16 protein-coding genes are annotated in these 16,859 nt (G+C 68.4%); 6 read left to right on the top strand and 10 right to left on the bottom strand.

The genetic code is table 11. From position 1 onward, the window contains the following. Positions 1–31 precede the first annotated feature (31 nt). Genes ON29_RS21680 through ON29_RS21670 form a run of 3 tightly spaced genes read left to right on the top strand, consistent with a single transcriptional unit; the run spans position 32 to position 1,563 of the window. Entirely contained in the window at positions 32–409 is a 378-nt protein-coding gene (locus ON29_RS21680; protein WP_040868898.1) for an ArsR/SmtB family transcription factor, read from the top strand. Continuing rightward, positions 406–1,137, top strand: a complete 732-nt coding sequence (locus tag ON29_RS21675; protein ID WP_040868896.1) for an aquaporin — start codon at positions 406–408, stop codon at positions 1,135–1,137. Before ON29_RS21680 ends, ON29_RS21675 begins: the two co-directional genes overlap by 4 nt. A gap of 15 nt (positions 1,138–1,152) precedes the next feature. Continuing rightward, positions 1,153–1,563 carry an arsenate reductase ArsC gene (locus ON29_RS21670; protein WP_040868894.1) on the top strand — a complete coding sequence of 137 codons (411 nt, stop codon included), beginning with the start codon at positions 1,153–1,155 and terminating at the stop codon, positions 1,561–1,563. A 112-nt stretch (positions 1,564–1,675) separates the two neighbouring features. On the opposite strand, the gene ON29_RS21665 is transcribed toward ON29_RS21670, so the two are convergent. The 6 genes from ON29_RS21665 to ON29_RS21640 all read right to left on the bottom strand — a co-directional run bounded on the left by ON29_RS21665 (position 1,676) and on the right by ON29_RS21640 (position 9,322). Beyond that, complete coding sequence (locus ON29_RS21665; RefSeq protein ID WP_245549054.1) at positions 1,676–2,410, bottom strand: DUF8020 domain-containing protein; 735 nt, start codon at positions 2,408–2,410, stop codon at positions 1,676–1,678. A 147-nt stretch (positions 2,411–2,557) separates the two neighbouring features. Beyond that, entirely contained in the window at positions 2,558–3,316 is a 759-nt protein-coding gene (locus tag ON29_RS21660; protein WP_040868891.1) for a DUF8020 domain-containing protein, read from the bottom strand. A gap of 100 nt (positions 3,317–3,416) precedes the next feature. Beyond that, positions 3,417–4,886 (bottom strand): PepSY-associated TM helix domain-containing protein, encoded by a 1,470-nt coding sequence (locus tag ON29_RS21655; protein ID WP_040868889.1) that lies wholly within the window; start codon positions 4,884–4,886, stop codon positions 3,417–3,419. 337 nt (positions 4,887–5,223) lie between these two features. Beyond that, on the bottom strand, positions 5,224–5,787 hold the full coding sequence (locus tag ON29_RS21650) for a hypothetical protein (protein ID WP_169332596.1): 564 nt from the start codon (positions 5,785–5,787) through the stop codon (positions 5,224–5,226). 74 nt (positions 5,788–5,861) lie between these two features. After that, on the bottom strand, positions 5,862–7,520 hold the full coding sequence (locus ON29_RS21645) for an acyl-CoA synthetase (protein WP_040868887.1): 1,659 nt from the start codon (positions 7,518–7,520) through the stop codon (positions 5,862–5,864). A 176-nt stretch (positions 7,521–7,696) separates the two neighbouring features. Then, positions 7,697–9,322 carry an acyl-CoA synthetase gene (locus ON29_RS21640; protein WP_040868883.1) on the bottom strand — a complete coding sequence of 542 codons (1,626 nt, stop codon included), beginning with the start codon at positions 9,320–9,322 and terminating at the stop codon, positions 7,697–7,699. 250 nt (positions 9,323–9,572) lie between these two features. On the opposite strand from ON29_RS21640, the gene ON29_RS21635 reads away from it, so the two are divergent. After that, on the top strand, positions 9,573–10,175 hold the full coding sequence (locus ON29_RS21635; protein ID WP_051175442.1) for a carboxymuconolactone decarboxylase family protein: 603 nt from the start codon (positions 9,573–9,575) through the stop codon (positions 10,173–10,175). Here the strand turns inward: ON29_RS21635 and ON29_RS21630 are convergent. Both ON29_RS21630 and ON29_RS21625 read right to left on the bottom strand, forming a co-directional pair. Continuing rightward, positions 10,143–10,643 carry an ArsR/SmtB family transcription factor gene (locus ON29_RS21630; RefSeq protein WP_040868881.1) on the bottom strand — a complete coding sequence of 167 codons (501 nt, stop codon included), beginning with the start codon at positions 10,641–10,643 and terminating at the stop codon, positions 10,143–10,145. The two genes, ON29_RS21635 and ON29_RS21630, sit on opposite strands and share 33 nt — an antisense overlap. An 84-nt stretch (positions 10,644–10,727) precedes the next feature. Then, positions 10,728–11,360, bottom strand: coding sequence for a hypothetical protein (locus ON29_RS21625; RefSeq protein ID WP_040868879.1), 633 nt, complete (start codon positions 11,358–11,360; stop codon positions 10,728–10,730). Positions 11,361–11,995: 635 nt separating this feature from the next. Here ON29_RS21625 and ON29_RS21620 point away from each other — a divergent pair. Together ON29_RS21620 and ON29_RS21615 are read left to right on the top strand one after the other, a co-directional pair. Next, entirely contained in the window at positions 11,996–12,907 is a 912-nt protein-coding gene (locus ON29_RS21620) for a phosphatidylinositol mannoside acyltransferase (RefSeq protein WP_040868877.1), read from the top strand. A 162-nt stretch (positions 12,908–13,069) separates the two neighbouring features. After that, complete coding sequence (locus ON29_RS21615; RefSeq protein ID WP_063825358.1) at positions 13,070–13,591, top strand: DUF5994 family protein; 522 nt, start codon at positions 13,070–13,072, stop codon at positions 13,589–13,591. A gap of 255 nt (positions 13,592–13,846) precedes the next feature. Here ON29_RS21615 and ON29_RS21610 read toward each other — a convergent pair whose 3' ends face one another. Beyond that, entirely contained in the window at positions 13,847–15,076 is a 1,230-nt protein-coding gene (locus ON29_RS21610; protein WP_040868875.1) for an acyl-CoA dehydrogenase family protein, read from the bottom strand. 34 nt (positions 15,077–15,110) lie between these two features. Beyond that, complete coding sequence (locus ON29_RS21605; RefSeq protein ID WP_373283896.1) at positions 15,111–16,505, bottom strand: acyl-CoA dehydrogenase family protein; 1,395 nt, start codon at positions 16,503–16,505, stop codon at positions 15,111–15,113. Between the last annotated feature and the right edge of the window lie 354 nt (positions 16,506–16,859).

Here is a 16,859-nt window from a genome sequence, read left to right as displayed (position 1 = left end):
CCGTGGATTCGATATACATCAATATCGACGAGTGTCGAAATCGAAGTTACCGCTGATCGGCGTGACCTCACCGTCGTGTGAGGTCACGCCCCTGGTCCGTCGACCGCTGACCACCGGCGCCGCCGTGGAGCTGGCGGGCATTTTCAAAGCACTGTCCGATCCGGTCCGGTTGCGGCTGCTGTCGACGGTCGCCAGCCGCGCGAGGCAGGAGGCCTGCGTCTGCGAACTCGCGGAGGGCTTCGATGTCGGTCAGCCCACTATTTCCCACCACCTGAAAGTGCTGCGCGAAGCCGGACTGCTCAGCAGTGAGCGGCGCGGATCGTGGGTGTACTACCGCGTCGAACCCGCCGCGCTGCGTCAGCTGTCCCAGTTATTGGATATCGCCGCTCCCGAAGCGGCGGCGCGATGACCGCGCTGACGCGCAGGCTGCTGGCCGAATACCTCGGCACCGCCCTACTGGTCACCGTCGTGGTCGGCTCCGGCATCGCCGCCCAGCAGCTGTCCCCGAACGACACCGGCGTGCAATTGCTCGAGAACTCCACCGCGACCGTGCTCGGACTCGCGGTGTTGATCCTGGTCTTCGGGCCTGTCTCGGGCGCCCATCTCAACCCGGTCGTCTCCCTCGCGGACTGGCTGCTGGGACGCCGCCACGGGACCGGTCTACCTCCCGGAGATCTCGCCGGTTACATCGCCGCCCAGCTCGCGGGCGGCAGCACCGGCGCGATCCTGGCGAACCTCATGTTCGACCGACCCGCGGTGCAGATCTCGACGCAGCACCGCGTCACCGGCGGTCATCTCCTCGCCGAGGTGATCGCCACCGCCGGACTCGTCGCGGTCGTCTTCGCTCTCGCGCGATCCGGGCGCGCCGCGCTGTCGGCGGCTGCGGTCGCCGCTTACATCGGGGCGGCCTACTGGTTCACCAGCTCCACTTCTTTCGCCAACCCCGCCGTGACCGTCGGCCGCGTCTTCTCCGACACCTTCGCGGGAATCGCCCCCGCCTCCGCGCCCGGCTACATCGCAGCCCAGATCATCGGCGCGCTCATCGGCCTCGCGCTCGTCACCGTCCTCTACCCCGCCACCGCCGCGACAGCCGCCGACAACGCCGTCGTTCCCGTCGACACCACCGCGGCCCACTGAAAGGCATCTAGCCGAATGTCAGCCGAACCGACCGTGCTATTCGTGTGCGTCCATAACGCGGGGCGTTCACAAATGGCCGCCGCCTTGCTCGCTCACCTCGCGCACGACCGAGTGGAGGTCCGCTCGGCGGGCTCCGCGCCCGCCGACCGCCTCAATCCCGTCGTCGCCGATGTCATGCGCGAGATCGGCATCGATATCACCGACCGGAAACCGAAGATCCTCACCCCCGAAGCCGTCGAATCCTCGGATGTCGTCATCACCATGGGTTGCGGTGACGCCTGCCCCTACTATCCGGGAAAACGCTATCTCGATTGGAAAATCGACGACCCCGCCGGACAAGATCACGATACTGTGCGTGCCATCCGCCGCCAGATCGAACGACATGTACGCACCCTGCTCGCCGACCTCGCGATAGCGACGATATGACGTAGCCCGCCGCATATCGGGACCCCCAGGCGCATTTTTCACAGAGAGAGCCGGGTGGGTTCGTGACCCGCCCGGCTCGTGTAGATACTCGGAATTCGGTCCTCCGTATCGATCAGAACGGCGTGAAGAAGAAGCCGAACCACGCACCGACGGCTGCGCCGACCGCGCACCCGATGACGGCGCCGACGATGAAGAACCAGATGCCGATGGCGATGCCGATCGCGCAACCGATCGCCGCGCCGAGGATGGCGCCGCCGAACAGGGCGTCGTGCATCAGGCCCTGTAGCTCGGGTGCGACCGCGCCGGGTGACGGCACACCGGCCGCCGGTGTCAGCGTCAGTGTCCTAGCCGACGGGTCGACCGATGGTATGACGCTGAAATTCTGACCGGTCTCCATACGCAGTGTCGTCGGGATCGCACCGACGATCGCGCCATCGTCGGAGAGCACGTTGACCGCTGCCGGTGTGACTTCGAACCGTCCCGAAGCCAGATCGACCGTAGCGGTGCGGTGATCCGCCGCGAGCGTTGTCGTGTAGGAAATCGGCCCATCCACCCCGTTCATCGTGAGGTCTGCCAGGGTGCCCTCACCGTGTGCTGTGGCCATTGCTATGCCCGTTGACGCGACGGCCAACAGGGCGGTAGCCACCAATTTCTTGATAAACATTGGAAGTCCAATCATCGGACGATGTTGTTGGATTTCCCCCGGACGGGCGACAGTGACCGTCGCGTATGATCTTTCACCCTCGACCTGAGCACTGTCGAGAGGTGTCGGGTATGAGACATTTTCGTTCTCGCGGTCGGATTTCTCCCCTGAACTCGACGCTGCCGCGCTGCTCCGATGGGCCACTCGGCGGTCCTCGAATCGGCGAAGCGCTACGCCGGAACGTCCTTCGATATTTCCTGACCGGAAATAGCCCGATGACCGGGTCGGAAATAAGTAATCACGTCCGACCCGGCTCAGCCGAAGCCCCGGCACCGGAGCAGCGGCGAAGGGTTACTTCTGGGGTTCGGGTGCCTTGGGCATGGGCGAGTTGATCGTGCTGAAGTACATGATCGCCGCGCCGACGGCGACCGGGGCCGTCACGAGGATCTGTCCCGCGACCGTGCCGAGGGCGCCGACGGCGACGATGCCGCCGAGGCAGCCGACGGCGGCGGCCGGGATGAACGGGCCGAACATGCCGACGATGGTGGCGGCGGCGACCGTTGCTCCGGCGATGCCGCCGAGGATGCAGCCGACCGAGGCGCCGCCGATACCGCCGACGAGCGTGCCGATGGTGGCGCCCATGCCGACGGTGCTGGTCAAACGGGACCAGGCGGCCTGCTCACGGTCGTACTCGGTCTTCCACGGCGCCTTGTCCTCGAACGGCAGGGCGACCGGCTTGTAGGTCGCGTGCGCCAGATCGAACTGTGGCGTCAGCGTCGCGGTGCGCTCGGAGATCTCGGCGGCGATGGGGAATTCGAACTCGTCGAGGTGGAAGGTCAACGGCGCGCCCGCGACGACGGTGCCGTCGGCGGCCTTCAGCTTCAGCACCTGGTCCTCGACCACCAGCGAGCCGGAATCGGTGGTGATGATGCTGGAGGTCTCGGTGGCGTGTGCGGTGAAACCGACACCCGCGGCGGCGGCCTCGGTAGATGTGGCCTTCGCTGACGCGGTGTTCGCGGGACCGGCGGGCGCGGCGGAACTCGTGCCCGCGCAGATGCTCACGGCAGCCGTTGTGAACGCGGCGGCCAGGGCGAGTTTCGTGATGTGCATGGAAATCCTTGGTTTCGGAGGCATGGCGAAGCGACGGCCATACCTTGTGAGGTTCGGTAGGTCGTGGAAGAACGGGCGTTCGCCCGCGGATATGTGGGATCTACGCGGTGGCGCGCCCGCGTCCGGCGACGCCGATCAGCACGTCGATCGCCAGGAAGACGAGCAGGCTCCATCCGACCAGCGGGACGAACCACCCCACCACCAGCGCGGCGGCCGCCAGTGGGATGACCAGCCACAGCGAGGACGTGCGCAGCGCGCCGCGCCGCGGAGCCCGGCCGAGGGCGAATCGGCCCGCGTCGCGGGTCGGCCGTCTGCGCCACCACATCAGGTAGCCGCGCACGATCACGGTGATCAGGCCGATCATCGCCGCGAGCAGCAACACCTGATTGAGCAGCCCGAACATCAGCCCCATGTGGAACTGGATGCCCCAGTTGGTGAGCTTGGCCATCAGCGGCCACTCGGCGTAGGGCAGTCGATCGGTGACCGCGCCGCTCGCGCCGTCGACGGCCACCGAGTCCACGGTGTAGACGCCGGGCATCCGGCGTTCCTTCACCGCGAACGCCTTGCCCGGTACGGCCGGGACGGCGATCTCGGCCGCCTGCGTGATGCCTTCGGCGCGGGCGCTCGCGTACACCCGATCCAGCTGGGCGATCCGCTCGGCCGGGTCGGCGGACGCGTGCTCCGCGTGGCCGCCGCCGTGGTGGTCGGAACTCGAATCGTGCTCGGACGCAACCGCTCCCGGCAAGGCGGTGCCGACCGCGGGTGTGGTCCAGCTGAGCTGCTCACGCAATTCGGTTATGTTCTCGCCCGCGTAGGTCGACCAGGTCATGCCGGTGGCCGACAGCAGCAGCACGAGCGGAAGCACCCACATGCCGACCGCGCCGTGCCAGTTCAGGGTGCGGCCTCGCGCGCGCTGTGAGCGATCGGCCGCCCAGAGCCATCCCCAGCCGTCGCGGGCCCGGCGGCCCCGCACCCGGCGCACCCAGATGACCAGACCGGCAAGCGCGACGATCCACAGCCAGGACGCGGCGAGCTCGCTGTAGAGCCGGCCGGGCTCGCCCAGATGCAGGTCGCGGTGCAACCGATCGATCCAGGTGCGCATCGGCAGCGCACCGGAACTGCCGTACACGACGGCATCGCCCACCGGCTGCGCGGTGTACGGGTTCACGAACACCGCCCACCGCTCGGATTCGCCCAGCGACGGGTCGCTGAACAGCACGCGAGTGGTGTCTTCGGCACCGGCCGCCGGGGCGACGGCGACGAGCGGCAGATCCGGCCGGGTGGCGACGGCCGCGCCGACCTGGTCGGCCAGCGGCTTCGGCGTTCCGCTCTCGGTGACCGTCAGCAGGTCGCGCGACGCGATCGACTCGAGCGTCGGCGAGATCGCGTAGAGCGCGCCGGTGACGGCCGCTATGAGGATGAACGGCCCGACGAACACTCCTGCGTAGAAGTGCAGCCGCATGGCCAGCGCGTACAGGCTGTTGCGCGCGGTGGTACCGCGGGCGGCGGCGGGGGAGTCCGACGGCTCCGGCAAGTCGGCGTCGGAAGTGATGGTTTCTGTTGTATTCACGGTCGTTTCGTTTCTCACGGCGGGGACCCCGGACGGGCGCACACCGCTTCCCGGTGGCCGTGGACAAGCGGCCACTGCGGCGACAGCCGTACCTTGCGGACGCTGGTCGCGGAATTACGTGAAGCGGCGTCCTTTCGGCCTACGGTGAACGCGCTCATCAGAGAAAGCGTGATCGCAGCGCGGCTCGGAAGGATGGTTCGCGACCCGGACTGCACATCGCGTCGGCACGCTCAGGTATGGGCACGAGAGTGCGCGGCGATACCGTGCTGCACGGGAAAGCCATGACGGTGAGCGGTACTCGCGCCACGGCGCCACGTGCACCGGGTGGGGGAGGAAATCAGAGAACGACCGCGAAGGGCGGAGCCCGCGTGCGCAACGCCTCCGCGGCGAACACGCGCAGGACGACGCGATCGCGGTGGAGCGTCCGCAGAGTGGCGCGATCCGCGACGAGGGGCGGGGTGTGGCGCAGCGGGAGCACGCGGCGCAGCACCGCGGTCCCGATCCGGTACGCGGCTTCCGCGCCGCGGATCACGATGGCCGCCGCGAAGGCCGCGCACAGGTGGGCGGCGAGCATGGCCGGAGTCAGCTGAGCATCACCGTGATGCAGGTGTCCCGAGCTGATCCCCATGGTGAAGTGCCCGAGCAGTTGCCCGGCGACCAGCGCCGCGATCAGCCCGGACGACGTCTCGCGCAGCGGGGCCAGGCTCGCCACCAGCGCCCCGATCACGGCGGACGCGGCGGCGAGCAGCGCCACCGCGGTGGTGTCCGGCAGCATGCCGCCCGAAGCCGAGCCGTGCGCCGCTACGGAAATGGCCCCCGAGATCGCACCGGCCGAACCACCGCGCAGCCGCGCGACGGCGCCGCGACGTCCTGCGGCAGACCGGTCGAACTCATAACTCACCCGCTGATGATAGCCGACCGATTGCAGGCGCCCGGCCGCATCGGCAGGCGCCCATAGGCGACGTGACGTGCGCCTCAGCCCGCCTCGACCTCCATCTCGATCAGCGGCTTGCGCAGCAGCTTGCCGGTCGCGTTGCGGGGCAGCTCGTCGAGGAAGACCACCTCGCGCGGAACCTTGTAGCGGGCCAGGTTCGCCTTGACGTATTCCTTGATCTCCTGCGGGTCGCGCTTGGAGTCGGGACCGGGAACGACGAAGGCGCGCAGCCGCTTGCCGAACTCACGGTCGTCCACGCCGACGACCGCGGCTTCGAAGATGTCGTCGCGGCCCGCGATGAGGTTCTCCACCTCGAGCGGGAAGACGTTCTCGCCGCCGGAGACGATCATGTCGTCGTCGCGGCCGTCGATGTAGAGCAGGCCGTCGGAGTCGAAATGTCCCACGTCGCCACTGGACATCATGCCGTCGACGACCTCTTTGGTGCGGCCGTCGGTGTAGCCGGTGAAGGCGAAACCGTTGTCCACGAAGATGGTTCCGGTGACGTTCGGCTCGGTGATCGGCTTGCGGTTCTCGTCCAGCAGCACGATCCGGATACCGACCGGCGCCTTGCCCGCAGTGGTCGGCGCCTTGCGCAGATCCTCGGGGGTGGCGACCGTCATGACGGCGCACTCGGTGGAGCCGTACAGGTTGTAGAGGCTGTCGTTGAAGTGGTCGAGCGTGCGGGTCACCACGTCGGGCGCGATGGCCGAGCCCGCCGCGAAGATCACCTTGACGCTGCTGACGTCGTACTTCGCCAGCACGTCCGCATCCAGGTCGAGGATGCGTTGCAGCATGGTCGGGACCACGACCAGCGAATCCGCCTTGTAGGTCTGGATATTCGCCAGCGTCTGCTCGGGATTGAAACGGCGCTGCTGGAAGACCACCCGATTGCCCAGCGCGAGACCGAGGGTGAACTGGGACAGGCCGGTGCCGTGGAAGATCGGCGCCGCCATGAGCATGGTGCCGTTGTTGGGCAGCGGCACCCGGTCGATGAACTGAGCCGAGGCGAAGGGGCTGACCCGGTCGCGCGGCGCACCCTTGGGGGTGCCGGTCGTGCCGCTGGTCAGGATGACTATGCCGCCCGGCTTGGCGGGCGCGGGCAGCGCGGCGCCGGACTGCCCGGTGATCAGCGAGTCGATGGTCGGTATCGCGGGATCGGCGTTGTCCTTCTCGTCCACCCAGGTGAGGATGCGCGGGATCGCGGCGGGGATGGCGCTCATCAGGTCGATGAACTCGCTGTCGTGCAGCACCGCCTTGACGTTCTCCCGCTCGGCCACGTCGGCGAACTGCGGCTTGGCGAACCCGGTGTTCATCAGCACCCCGCGCACGCCGAGCTTGCCGGTGGCCAGCAGGCTCAGCACCATGCCGCGGTGGTCGCGGGCCAGGATCGCCACCACGTCACCGGGATTGATGCCTTTGTTCTGCAATCCGCGGGCCAGGGCGTTGGACTGCTCGTTGAGCTGGCCGAAGGTCAGCTCCCCGCCTTCGTCGACGATGGCCACGGCGTGCGGCCTGGTCTGCGCGGCGTGCATGACGACACCGGCGAACGGGCCGAACTTCAAGATATTGAACGCCGACCGCGCCGCGTGGTCGGGGCGAAGCGGATTGAACAGCCGCCGCTTGACCATCACGTTCACGCCAAGGGCCAGATCGCCCGCCTTACGGGCGGTGCCGCCCAGCGCGGGGAGGGAAAGAGACATCGACGACAACCTTCCGGCGGTGTCACCCGGTGGTCCTCCGGGTGGTGCGGACCGCAATTTCGATACCCAGTGCTGGCGCTAACAGTAGCAAGCTCGTGTAACCGGCTGTGTCATGTATCTCAGCGGGTGTTACCCGCTGGTAGCGGGCCGGGCGGGGAAGCCCGGCCCGCTGCGGATCAGGCCTGGACCTCGTAGTCCACCAGCACGCGGCGCAGCAGTTTGCCGGTCGCGTTGCGCGGCAGGTCGTCGAGGAAGACCACCTCGCGCGGCACCTTGTACCGCGCGAGGTTGTTCTTCACGTACGCCTTGATCTCCTCGCCGTCGGGGGAGTGGCCCGGCTCGGGCACGACGAAGGCGCGCAGGCGCTTTCCGAACTCCACGTCGTCCACGCCGACCACCGCCACGTCGAAGACGTCGGGCCGCTCCAGCAGCAGGTTCTCCACCTCCTGCGGGAAGACGTTCTCGCCGCCGGACACGATCATGTCGTCGTCGCGGCCGTCCACCATGAGCAGGCCGTTCTCGTCGAAGTGGCCGACGTCGCCGCTGGACATGTAGCCGTCGATGATCTGCTTGTGCCTGCCGTCGGTGTAGCCCTCGAACGGCGCGCCGCTGCGGATGAAGATCCGTCCCGTGGTGTTGATGGCGGTGACGCGCTGGTCGTTCTCGTCGTAGAGCCGCACTTCACAGGTGATCGGCGCGCGCCCGACGGTGCCGGGGGCGAGCGCGAGATCCTCCGGATTCGCCACGGTCGCCACGGCGCACTCGGTGGAGCCGTAGAGGTTGTAGAGCACCGGGCCGAACGCCTCGGTGGCCTTGATGGTGAGTTCGGGCGACAGCGCCGAACCGGCCAGCACGATCGCCTTCAGCGAGGACGTGTCGTACTTCGCCCGGATCGCCGGATCGAGTTCGACCATCCGGTGCAGCATCGTTGGCACCGCCACCAGCATGTCGGCCTTGTGCTCGGCGACCAGGGCGAGCGTCGCCTCGGCGTCGAACCGGCGGCGCACCACCACCTTGTTGGACAGGGCCGCGCCGACCAGCCAGGTGGCCAGGCCGGTGCTGTGGAAGATCGGCGAGACGATCACCTGGGTGCCGCGCTGCGGGAACGGGATCCGATCGACCATCTGCGCGGTGGACAGCGGAGTGACCTTGGTGCGCGGCGCGCCCTTCGGCAGGCCGGTGGTGCCACTGGTCAGGATGATGAAGCCACCGGGCTTGCTCGGCGCGGGCAGCGGATCGGCGGAGTTGGCGGCGACCAGGTCGTCGATGGTCTGCGCGCCCTCGGGCAGCGCGGTGCCCTCGTCGACCCAGGTGAGGTAGCGCGGCAGGTCGGTGGGCAGCGCGTCGAGCAGGCCGAGGAACTCGCTGTCGTGCAGCACCGCCCTGACCTTCTCGCGCTCGCACACCTCGGCGAACTGCGGTTTGGCGAACCCGGTGTTCATCAGTGCCACCCGCACGCCGAGCTTGCCCGCGGCGGCCATGGCGATGATCAGGCCGCGGTGGTCGCGCGCGAGCAGGCCGATCACCATGCCCTCCGTGATGCCCGCCGCCTGCAATCCGCGGGCGACGGCCGTCGACCGGTCGTCCAGTTCGCGGTAGGTCAGGGCGCCTGCCTCGTCCACGATGCCGGGCGCGTCCGGCGCCACCCGCGCGGAGTGCCTGATCAAGGTGGCCTGGGGGCCGAGGATGCGTGATTCCTTCATCGTCCGCAGCGTTTCCAGTGGCTTCCGGGGATCGGTGACACCCCGGGAGCGCAGCACACCCAGCGCCTTCACGGCCTCCAGCGTGTGGGCCAAGTTCATGTCGAATTACCTCCACAAAACCCTCGCGTCGGTCCTCGACCTAGCGAACCGGTACGGCGTGTTGACTTGCCACCGTAGCAGTGCGGAGTGTGACAGGTCACAATTGAATCGGACAAACCAGTCTCGGATCCGGGGTGTCCGTCGCTGGTAGGAGCGGTGCGCGGCCCGATTCCGGTTTTCGGCTAGTGGCTACCGGCCGGTAGCGATACCCTCGCAACGTCCCGAGCCCGCTCGAAGGGAGACGCGGCCGATGTCCGATCCGCAGGACCGCAAACCGTTCATCGATGTTCCCGGCGATCTGCCCGGCATCCGGAGTCTGTTCGCGTTCAAACCCGAAACCGGAGCGGCGCTGAGCGAATTCGCGCAGACCTTGTTGCGCGGGTCGTCTCCGCTGACGCCGGGGGAGCGCGAGACGATCGCCGCGTACGTGTCCTCGCGCAACGAGACCTATTTCTGCACACAGTCGCACGCGGCGACGGCGGCGGTGCTGGTGGACGGCGGTCGCGACGTGATCGATGCCGTCATCGAAGACGTGGAATCCGCCGCCATCGATCCGAAACTCCGTGCGCTGCTGCGGATCGCGGACAAGGTGCGGCAGTCGGGGCTGGCGGTGACCCCCGAGGACGTCGAGCAGGCGCGCGCGGCGGGTGCGAAAGACGAGGACATCCACGACGCGGTACTGGTAGCGGCCGCGTTCTGCATGTTCAACCGCTACGTCGACGGCCTCGCCACGATCGCGCCCCGCGAACGCGCGGCCTACGAGCAGATGGGCGCGGTGCTCGCCACCGCCGGATACGTCGCCGCCGGGGCGGCGCCCGGATCAGCGCCTGGCGCTGGCGAGGGCGACCAGTAACGGAACCACCCTGGCGGCCGGGACCTCGAACCGGCCGCGGCCCGCGGTGTGCAGCCAGCCCACCGCGGCCAGCTGCCGCAGGTGGTGATAGATCTGGCCGGAATCGCCCACACCGTCGACCCCGGCGAGTTCGGCCGCGGTTCTGCGCCCGCCCATGATCTCGCGCAGCAGACGCAGCCGGACCGGGCTGCCCAGTGCGGCAAGGCATTCGGCGGTCTCGGCCCAGTCGTCCTCGATGAGATCGCCGGTGGTGAACCTGGCCTGCCATGCGCGCTGCTGGTCGTTGGGCAGGCGGACCGACCCGGCGAAGACGACGCCGCCGTTGGGCTCGTCTGCCGCCGCGAACTCCTCCTGTAGGCGGGCCACCGCCCACTCCGCGGTGACCGGAGGAAGGCTCTCCGGCCGTACATTCTCTTCCAGCGCGCTGAGCCGCCGCTCCAGCTCGGCGACTCGGTCTTCCAGACTCACGAATCCAAAAGTTACGGAAGTACGTATTCTCCGACAAACCGAGGGCTCCGGTCCCGCGGGCGGCGGGAGCCGGAGCCCGCGATCTCAGTTGTAGACGGCGCCGAACGACGGGACCGAGATCGTGGCCAGTCGGTAGGCGTACCCGTCCGGATTCTCGTCGCTCACGGGCACCGACCAGCGGTGCCACAGCGATCCGTACACCGCGGCGGCGACCGGGCCCGCGCCGGTGTCCAGGGCGCGGGTGCGAATGGTGGTGTCCACCGGGACATCGTTGTGCTCGTAGAGAAGTTCGGTGCCGCTGCGTCCGTTGGCCAGGTTGACCCACAGCACTTCGAGCTTCGCGCCGCCCTGGTTCGGCGAGATGGTGCCGGGCCCGCCGAAGAACCCGAGACGGAATCCGTCGACCCCGAGGGCGATTCCCGATCCGTATACGCCGGGCCCCTCTCCTCGGCCGATATCCGACTGCGCGGGAATCTGGAACGGTTGGGCGGGCAAGGCCACCTGCTCGGCCTCGGCCGGCTGCCCGGAGGCGATCAGCCGATCCACCGCCTGCTCGGCTGCCGCGTTCCCGGCCGCGGCGGCGCGCAGTTGCTGCGCGGCGGCAGTCCAGTCCACCGTGGCGGGCTGCGCGGCGGCGTGCCCGGCGAAGGGGGCTACCAGCACCGCGGAGGCGGCGAAGGCGGTGGCGAGGCGACGCGTGAGACTCAGTCGTTGCATAACCAGTTCTCCTCGAAGTTTTCTGGTACAGCTCGAGTGAAAATACGTCCGCTGATTCGTCGATCCAGCGACTCAGGGCGATAGGCTGCCTGGTCGGTGCGCCGCCTGTCCAGGGGTGAACGCCGAATGGCGTGATCGTGTCGTTGACTCATCGACGCAGCGGCGTGCTCGTCAGCGGGGCGAGCACGATGGATCATAGGGCGCAGCGGTTTCCGCGCCGCGCGAGGCCTCTGCGAAACGGGCCGCCGACGGCGTTCGGATGCTCGCTCGTGGGCAGCATGGCGTCAACTGATGTGGCTGCCGATCGCGGGCCTGCGGGGGCGCATGCTCGATAAACCGTTCCGTATGGTCTGGCCGAGGGTAGTGTGGGTTTCGAGGCGACCGCCGAATCCGCGGCGGCGGTGACCGTATCTCTACGGTGTGCCACCCAATCGGGCGTCATCGATCGCGAATGAGCGGAGAATCCAGAAAATGCATCGAAGTAACCGGTCACCCCTGTTCAGCCACCCGAGTGAGCCCGCAGAGGTCGGCGCGCCTGCGGCCGGAGTTCCCGTGCCCGTATTCAGCGACGTCGTCTCCGCGACGCCGTCCGCGGCGACCGACGAAGCGGGACCGGTCGACTCCGGCAGCGATTAGTGCATCCGGCCGGCCGGGTGTGGGACCTGGGTTACGCCGCCGGCTGGCGGCTGGTGCGCGCCCTGCCGGAATCGCTGGCCGTCCGCCTCTTCGACGCGGGAGCCGAACGCGCGGCCCGCGACGGCGGCCCGAACCAGTTGCGCCGCAATCTCTCCCGTGTCCTGGGCACCGCGCCGGGCGAGGTGCCGCATGAGCTGGTCCGGGCGAGCCTGCGCTCGTATGCCCGGTACTGGCGCGAAGCCTTCCGGCTGCCGTCGATGGACCCGGTACGGCTGGCCGACACCATCGAATCCTGCGCGACCGGGCTGGAACACATCCACCAGGCGGTCGAACGCGGCACCGGTGCCGTACTCGCACTGCCGCACAGCGGTAATTGGGACCTGGCCGGAGTCTGGCTGGTGCAGCGCGTCGGCTCACCGACTGTGGTCGCGGAGCGGCTCGCGCCGGAATCGTTGTTCCGGCGTTTCGTCCGTTTCCGTGAACGTCTGGGTTTCGAGATCATCCCGCTCACCGGCACCGCGACGCCGCCGTTCCCGCAGCTGCTCGCCAGGATCCGGCAGGGACGGATAGTCGGACTGCTCGGTGAACGCGACCTGTCCGGTACGGGCGTACCGGTCACCTTCTTCGGTGAGCCCGCTCGGCTGCCTGCCGGTCCGGCCCGGCTGGCGATCGACACGGGCGCGCCACTGCTCCCCGTGCACTGCTGGTTCACCCCGGACGGTTGGGGAGTCCACGTGGGTCCCCCGCTCGACACCAGCCGTGGAGTGGGCGAGACCACCCAGGCGCTGGCCGATCGCTTCGCGGCCGGTATCGCCGCCCACCCCGCCGACTGGCACATGCTCCAGCCCCTCTGGACGGCCGACCTCACCGCCGCGCAACTCGCGCGCCGGAGTGCCGCCCCGCCGGACTGAACCCGCTCCAAAGGGGAAATTCCGCCAGCGACCAGCGCGGATGCGTGCCGTCACCGGGTAGGATCGAAGTATTCGGAGGCATCCCGCGCGCCGACCGCTCGAGGTCGCGCCGTCCCCGATCCGAAATTCCGATCCTTCCGTGGATCGCGACAGGAGCGTCTCATGACGCAACAGCTACGCCCCATCACCAACCATGCCGATATGGGCGCTGACGCGGGGGGTTCCCACAGCGACCGGCAACCCTTCTCCGTCCCGACCCGCACGCCCCGAGTCCTCCTGCGCCCCGCCGGCGGCGCTCCCGCCCGGATCGGCGGTGCGTGGTGGCCGTGGACGTCGAATATCACCACGGAGCTGCACGACCTGATCACCGCTCTCAGGCCCCGGCTCGGCGAACTCGATCGCATCGGATTCGACTGGAACGCCATCAGCCTCGCCCAGCGCCGCATAGATGACGACGACGGCATCCGTATCCACGGCCCGGTGACCGGGCAGCCCTCCGACACCATGCGACTGGTCGGACGCAACGGCACCAGCCTGACCCTTTTGGTGATCCCCGCCGATACCGACCCCTGGATCGCCGACCGACGCATGCGGCAAGCAGCGGGACAAGCGGCCGACCGTGAATCCTCCACCGAGGCGCCGCATCGCGACATCAACCAAGACGGCGAGCGAACCCGATCCTGAAGTGCCTCAGTCGCCGGGCAGCCCCCACGCGAATCCAGCGGCGATCACGAAACAACTGACGATCGAAATGAGAACAATGCTCCACATGTGCGCGAAGGATACGGAACATCCGGTCCGGAAGCCATAGCCGCCTGATCACCAAATCCGTTCGGTGGACACGTCATTCGTTTTGCCCGATGGCATGGAAACGGAAAATCCGGTGCGAGTCCGAGAAGCTCGCACCGGATTTCGCTACCCGGATCGTCTAAGCCGGTATCACTTCAGCTCGGCGCTGGTCTTGCCGAGGATGCGGCGGGCGACGATGAGCTGCTGGATCTGCTGGGTGCCTTCGAAGATGTCGAGGATCTTCGAGTCACGGCCCCACTTCTCCAGCAGGGTGCGCTGGGAGTAGCCGATGGCCCCGGCCAGTTCGACGGCCTTCAAGGTGACGTCGGTGCCGGTGCGGCCCGCCTTCGCCTTGGACATGGACGCCTCGAGCGAGTTGGGCTTCTTGTTGTCGGCCATCCACGCGGCACGCAGGGCGAGCAGGTAGGCGGCCTCGTAATCGGCTTCCATCCGCAGGAATTCGGCGGCGGCGGCGTGCTGGTTGTTGGCGGGGGTGTCGTAGGAGATTTCCACACCGGCGCCGGTCAGGATGGAGCGCAGCTCTTCGAGCGCGGCGCGGGCGACGCCGATCGCCATCGCGGCGACGAGCGGGCGGGTGTTGTCGAAGGTCTGCATGACCCCGGCAAAACCCTTCTCCACGTTGACTTCCGGGCTGCCGAGGATGTTGTCCTTCGGAATCCGGCAGTCCTGCAACAGCAGCACGGCGGTGTCGGAGGCCTTGATGCCGAGCTTGTGCTCGAGCCGGGCCACCGAGAGGCCGGGAGCGTCGCGCGGCACGACGAACGACTTGATCGCCGCGCGTCCGAGGCTCTTGTCCACCGTCGCCCACACCACGATGTGGGTCGAACGCTGGCCCGCGGTGACGAAGATCTTCTCGCCGTTGAGCACCCACTCGTCACCGTCGAGCACGGCGGTGGTGGACACGGCGGCGGAGTCGGAGCCGAACGACGGCTCGGTGATCGCCATCGAGGCCCACACCTTGCCGAAGCGCTTCAACTGCTCATCGGTGGCCACGGCGGCGATGGCCGCGTTGCCCAGGCCCTGGTAGGGGATCGACAGCATGAGGCCGACGTCGCCCCAGGAGGTCTCCAGCGCGTTCAGCAGCGCGGACATGTTGCCGCCGTTGGTGTTGCCGAGCAGCTCGGTGGCGTGACGGTCGGTGTCGCTGTCGTCGGACCGGCCACCGGCGGCGCCGCCGATCTTCTGGGTGCCGGAGTCGGCCAGACCCTCGACCATGGCGGCCATGGTGTCCAGCTCGACCGGGTAGTCGTGCTCGGCGAGGTCGTACTTGCGCGAGATCGGGCGGAAGATCTCCTGCGCGACCTGGTGCGCCTGGTTCGCGCTGGCCCGCAGCTTCTTGGGGAGTTCGAGATTGATCATGGGGTGAGGTCTCCTGGAAAACGGAACGGGCCGGTTAGATGAGCACGACACCTTCGGCGATGCCGATGGCCCGCAGGTCGCGGTACCAGCGCTCGACCGGGTGTTCCTTGGTGAAGCCGTGACCGCCGAGCAGCTGCACGCCGTCGAGGCCGATCTGCATGCCCTTGTCGGTGGCGAGCTTGCGGGCCAGCGCCGCCTCGCGGCCGAAGGACAGGCCCTGCTCCGCGCGGGACGCGCCGCGCAGCGTCACCAGCCGCAGGCCGTCGAGTTCGATGGCGATGTTGGCGACCATGAACGCGACCGCCTGACGGTGCGAGATCGGTTCGCCGAACGCTTCGCGCTCGTTCACATACGGGATCACGTAGTCGAGCACGGCCTTACCGGTGCCCGCGGCGAGCGAAGCCCAGCCGAGGCGGGCCAGGCGCACGGCGTCGGCGTACTCCTCGGCGCGGGTCGCGGCGTCACCATCGCCCAGGATGGCGTCGGTGCCGACCGCGACGTTGTCCAGGATCAGGCGGCCCAGGCCCGCGGCGCGCAGACCCATGCTCGGGTCGGCCTCCACCACCAGGCCCGGCGCGTCCGACTCGACGATGAACAGCGCGGGACGGCCGTCCAGCTCCGCGGCGACGAGGAACAGCTCGGCATCGGCCGCGGCGGGCACCAGGCTCTTCACGCCCGAGATGCGGTAGCCGCTCGGCGAGCGCACCGCCTTGGTGTCCAGGGCGAACGGATCGAACAGGGCGCGCGGCTCGCTGATCACCACGGAGGCCTGCGGCACGTTCTCACCGGTGAAGGACGGCAGGTAGGTCTTCTGCTGCGCGTCGCTGCCCCACTGCGAGAGCGCGACCGCGACGCCGCTGGGCGCCAGGATGGGCAGGGCCAGACCCATGTCGCCGTGCGCGAGCGCCTCGGCGACCAGCGAGTTGGTCACCGCACCGCGCTCGGAGGCCGCACCCTCGAGTTCTTCGGGCACGTTGATCAGGGTGATGCCGAGTTCGGCGGCGCGCTCGAGCAGGTCGCGGGGCGCCTTGGCGGCATTGTCGGCCTCGTAGGCGGCCGGACGCAGGATCTCGGCGGCGAACTCCCGCACCGTCTCGACGATCATCTGCTGTTCGTCCGACGGCGTCAGGTCGAAGAAGTCCTTGTTCTTCGCCTCGTTGGTGGCCAGGCGCTTCGGCGCGCCGCTGCCCGCCACCCTGGCGAACGCGCGGGTAGCCGCGCCGAGCGTGCGGAAGCCGGTCTTGGTGCCCTCATAGGTGACGCGCTCGATCGGCTTGCGCAGGTTGTATTTCTCGGCGAGTTCCGACCCGGTGAGAGTCGTCATGACCCGCATCGCCGCGCCCATCCAATCCCGCTTGGGATGGGTCAGGCCGACCGCGGACGTGTCTGGACGTCGCTTCGTTGCGCTGTCTCGAGTGCTCATCATCACCTGTTTTCTCGGACGGTTTGGTGCGGTCTGTCTCCGGCTATCTTACTCCAGAGTAAGGCTATCTTACTGCTGAGTAAGAACGGCGTCGAGATGCAGCATACGCGCGGAATCCGGGCCTTGCTGGACAAGTGCCCAAAGCTGGGCAGTCGGCGATCGGACGCCGTCTGCACCACGCGCGGCACCACGCCTGCAAGGGCGATGAGCTGCACTTTCCGGCCTGCAGGAGAAGCTGCCGGGCCGAAGAGTCGAGGCGGCCGCCGCCGATTCGCCCGGTTCCAAGGCGAAAGTGATGATCGATCCTGTTTCGTTACCGGAACTCGGATGCCCGTCCGCCTCGCGACGACGGTGTGGGAG

The organism is Nocardia exalbida NBRC 100660 (assembly GCF_000308575.1).
Taxonomy (GTDB): Bacteria; Actinomycetota; Actinomycetes; order Mycobacteriales; family Mycobacteriaceae; genus Nocardia; species Nocardia exalbida.
This window is presented reverse-complemented; position numbering and strand designations above follow the sequence as displayed.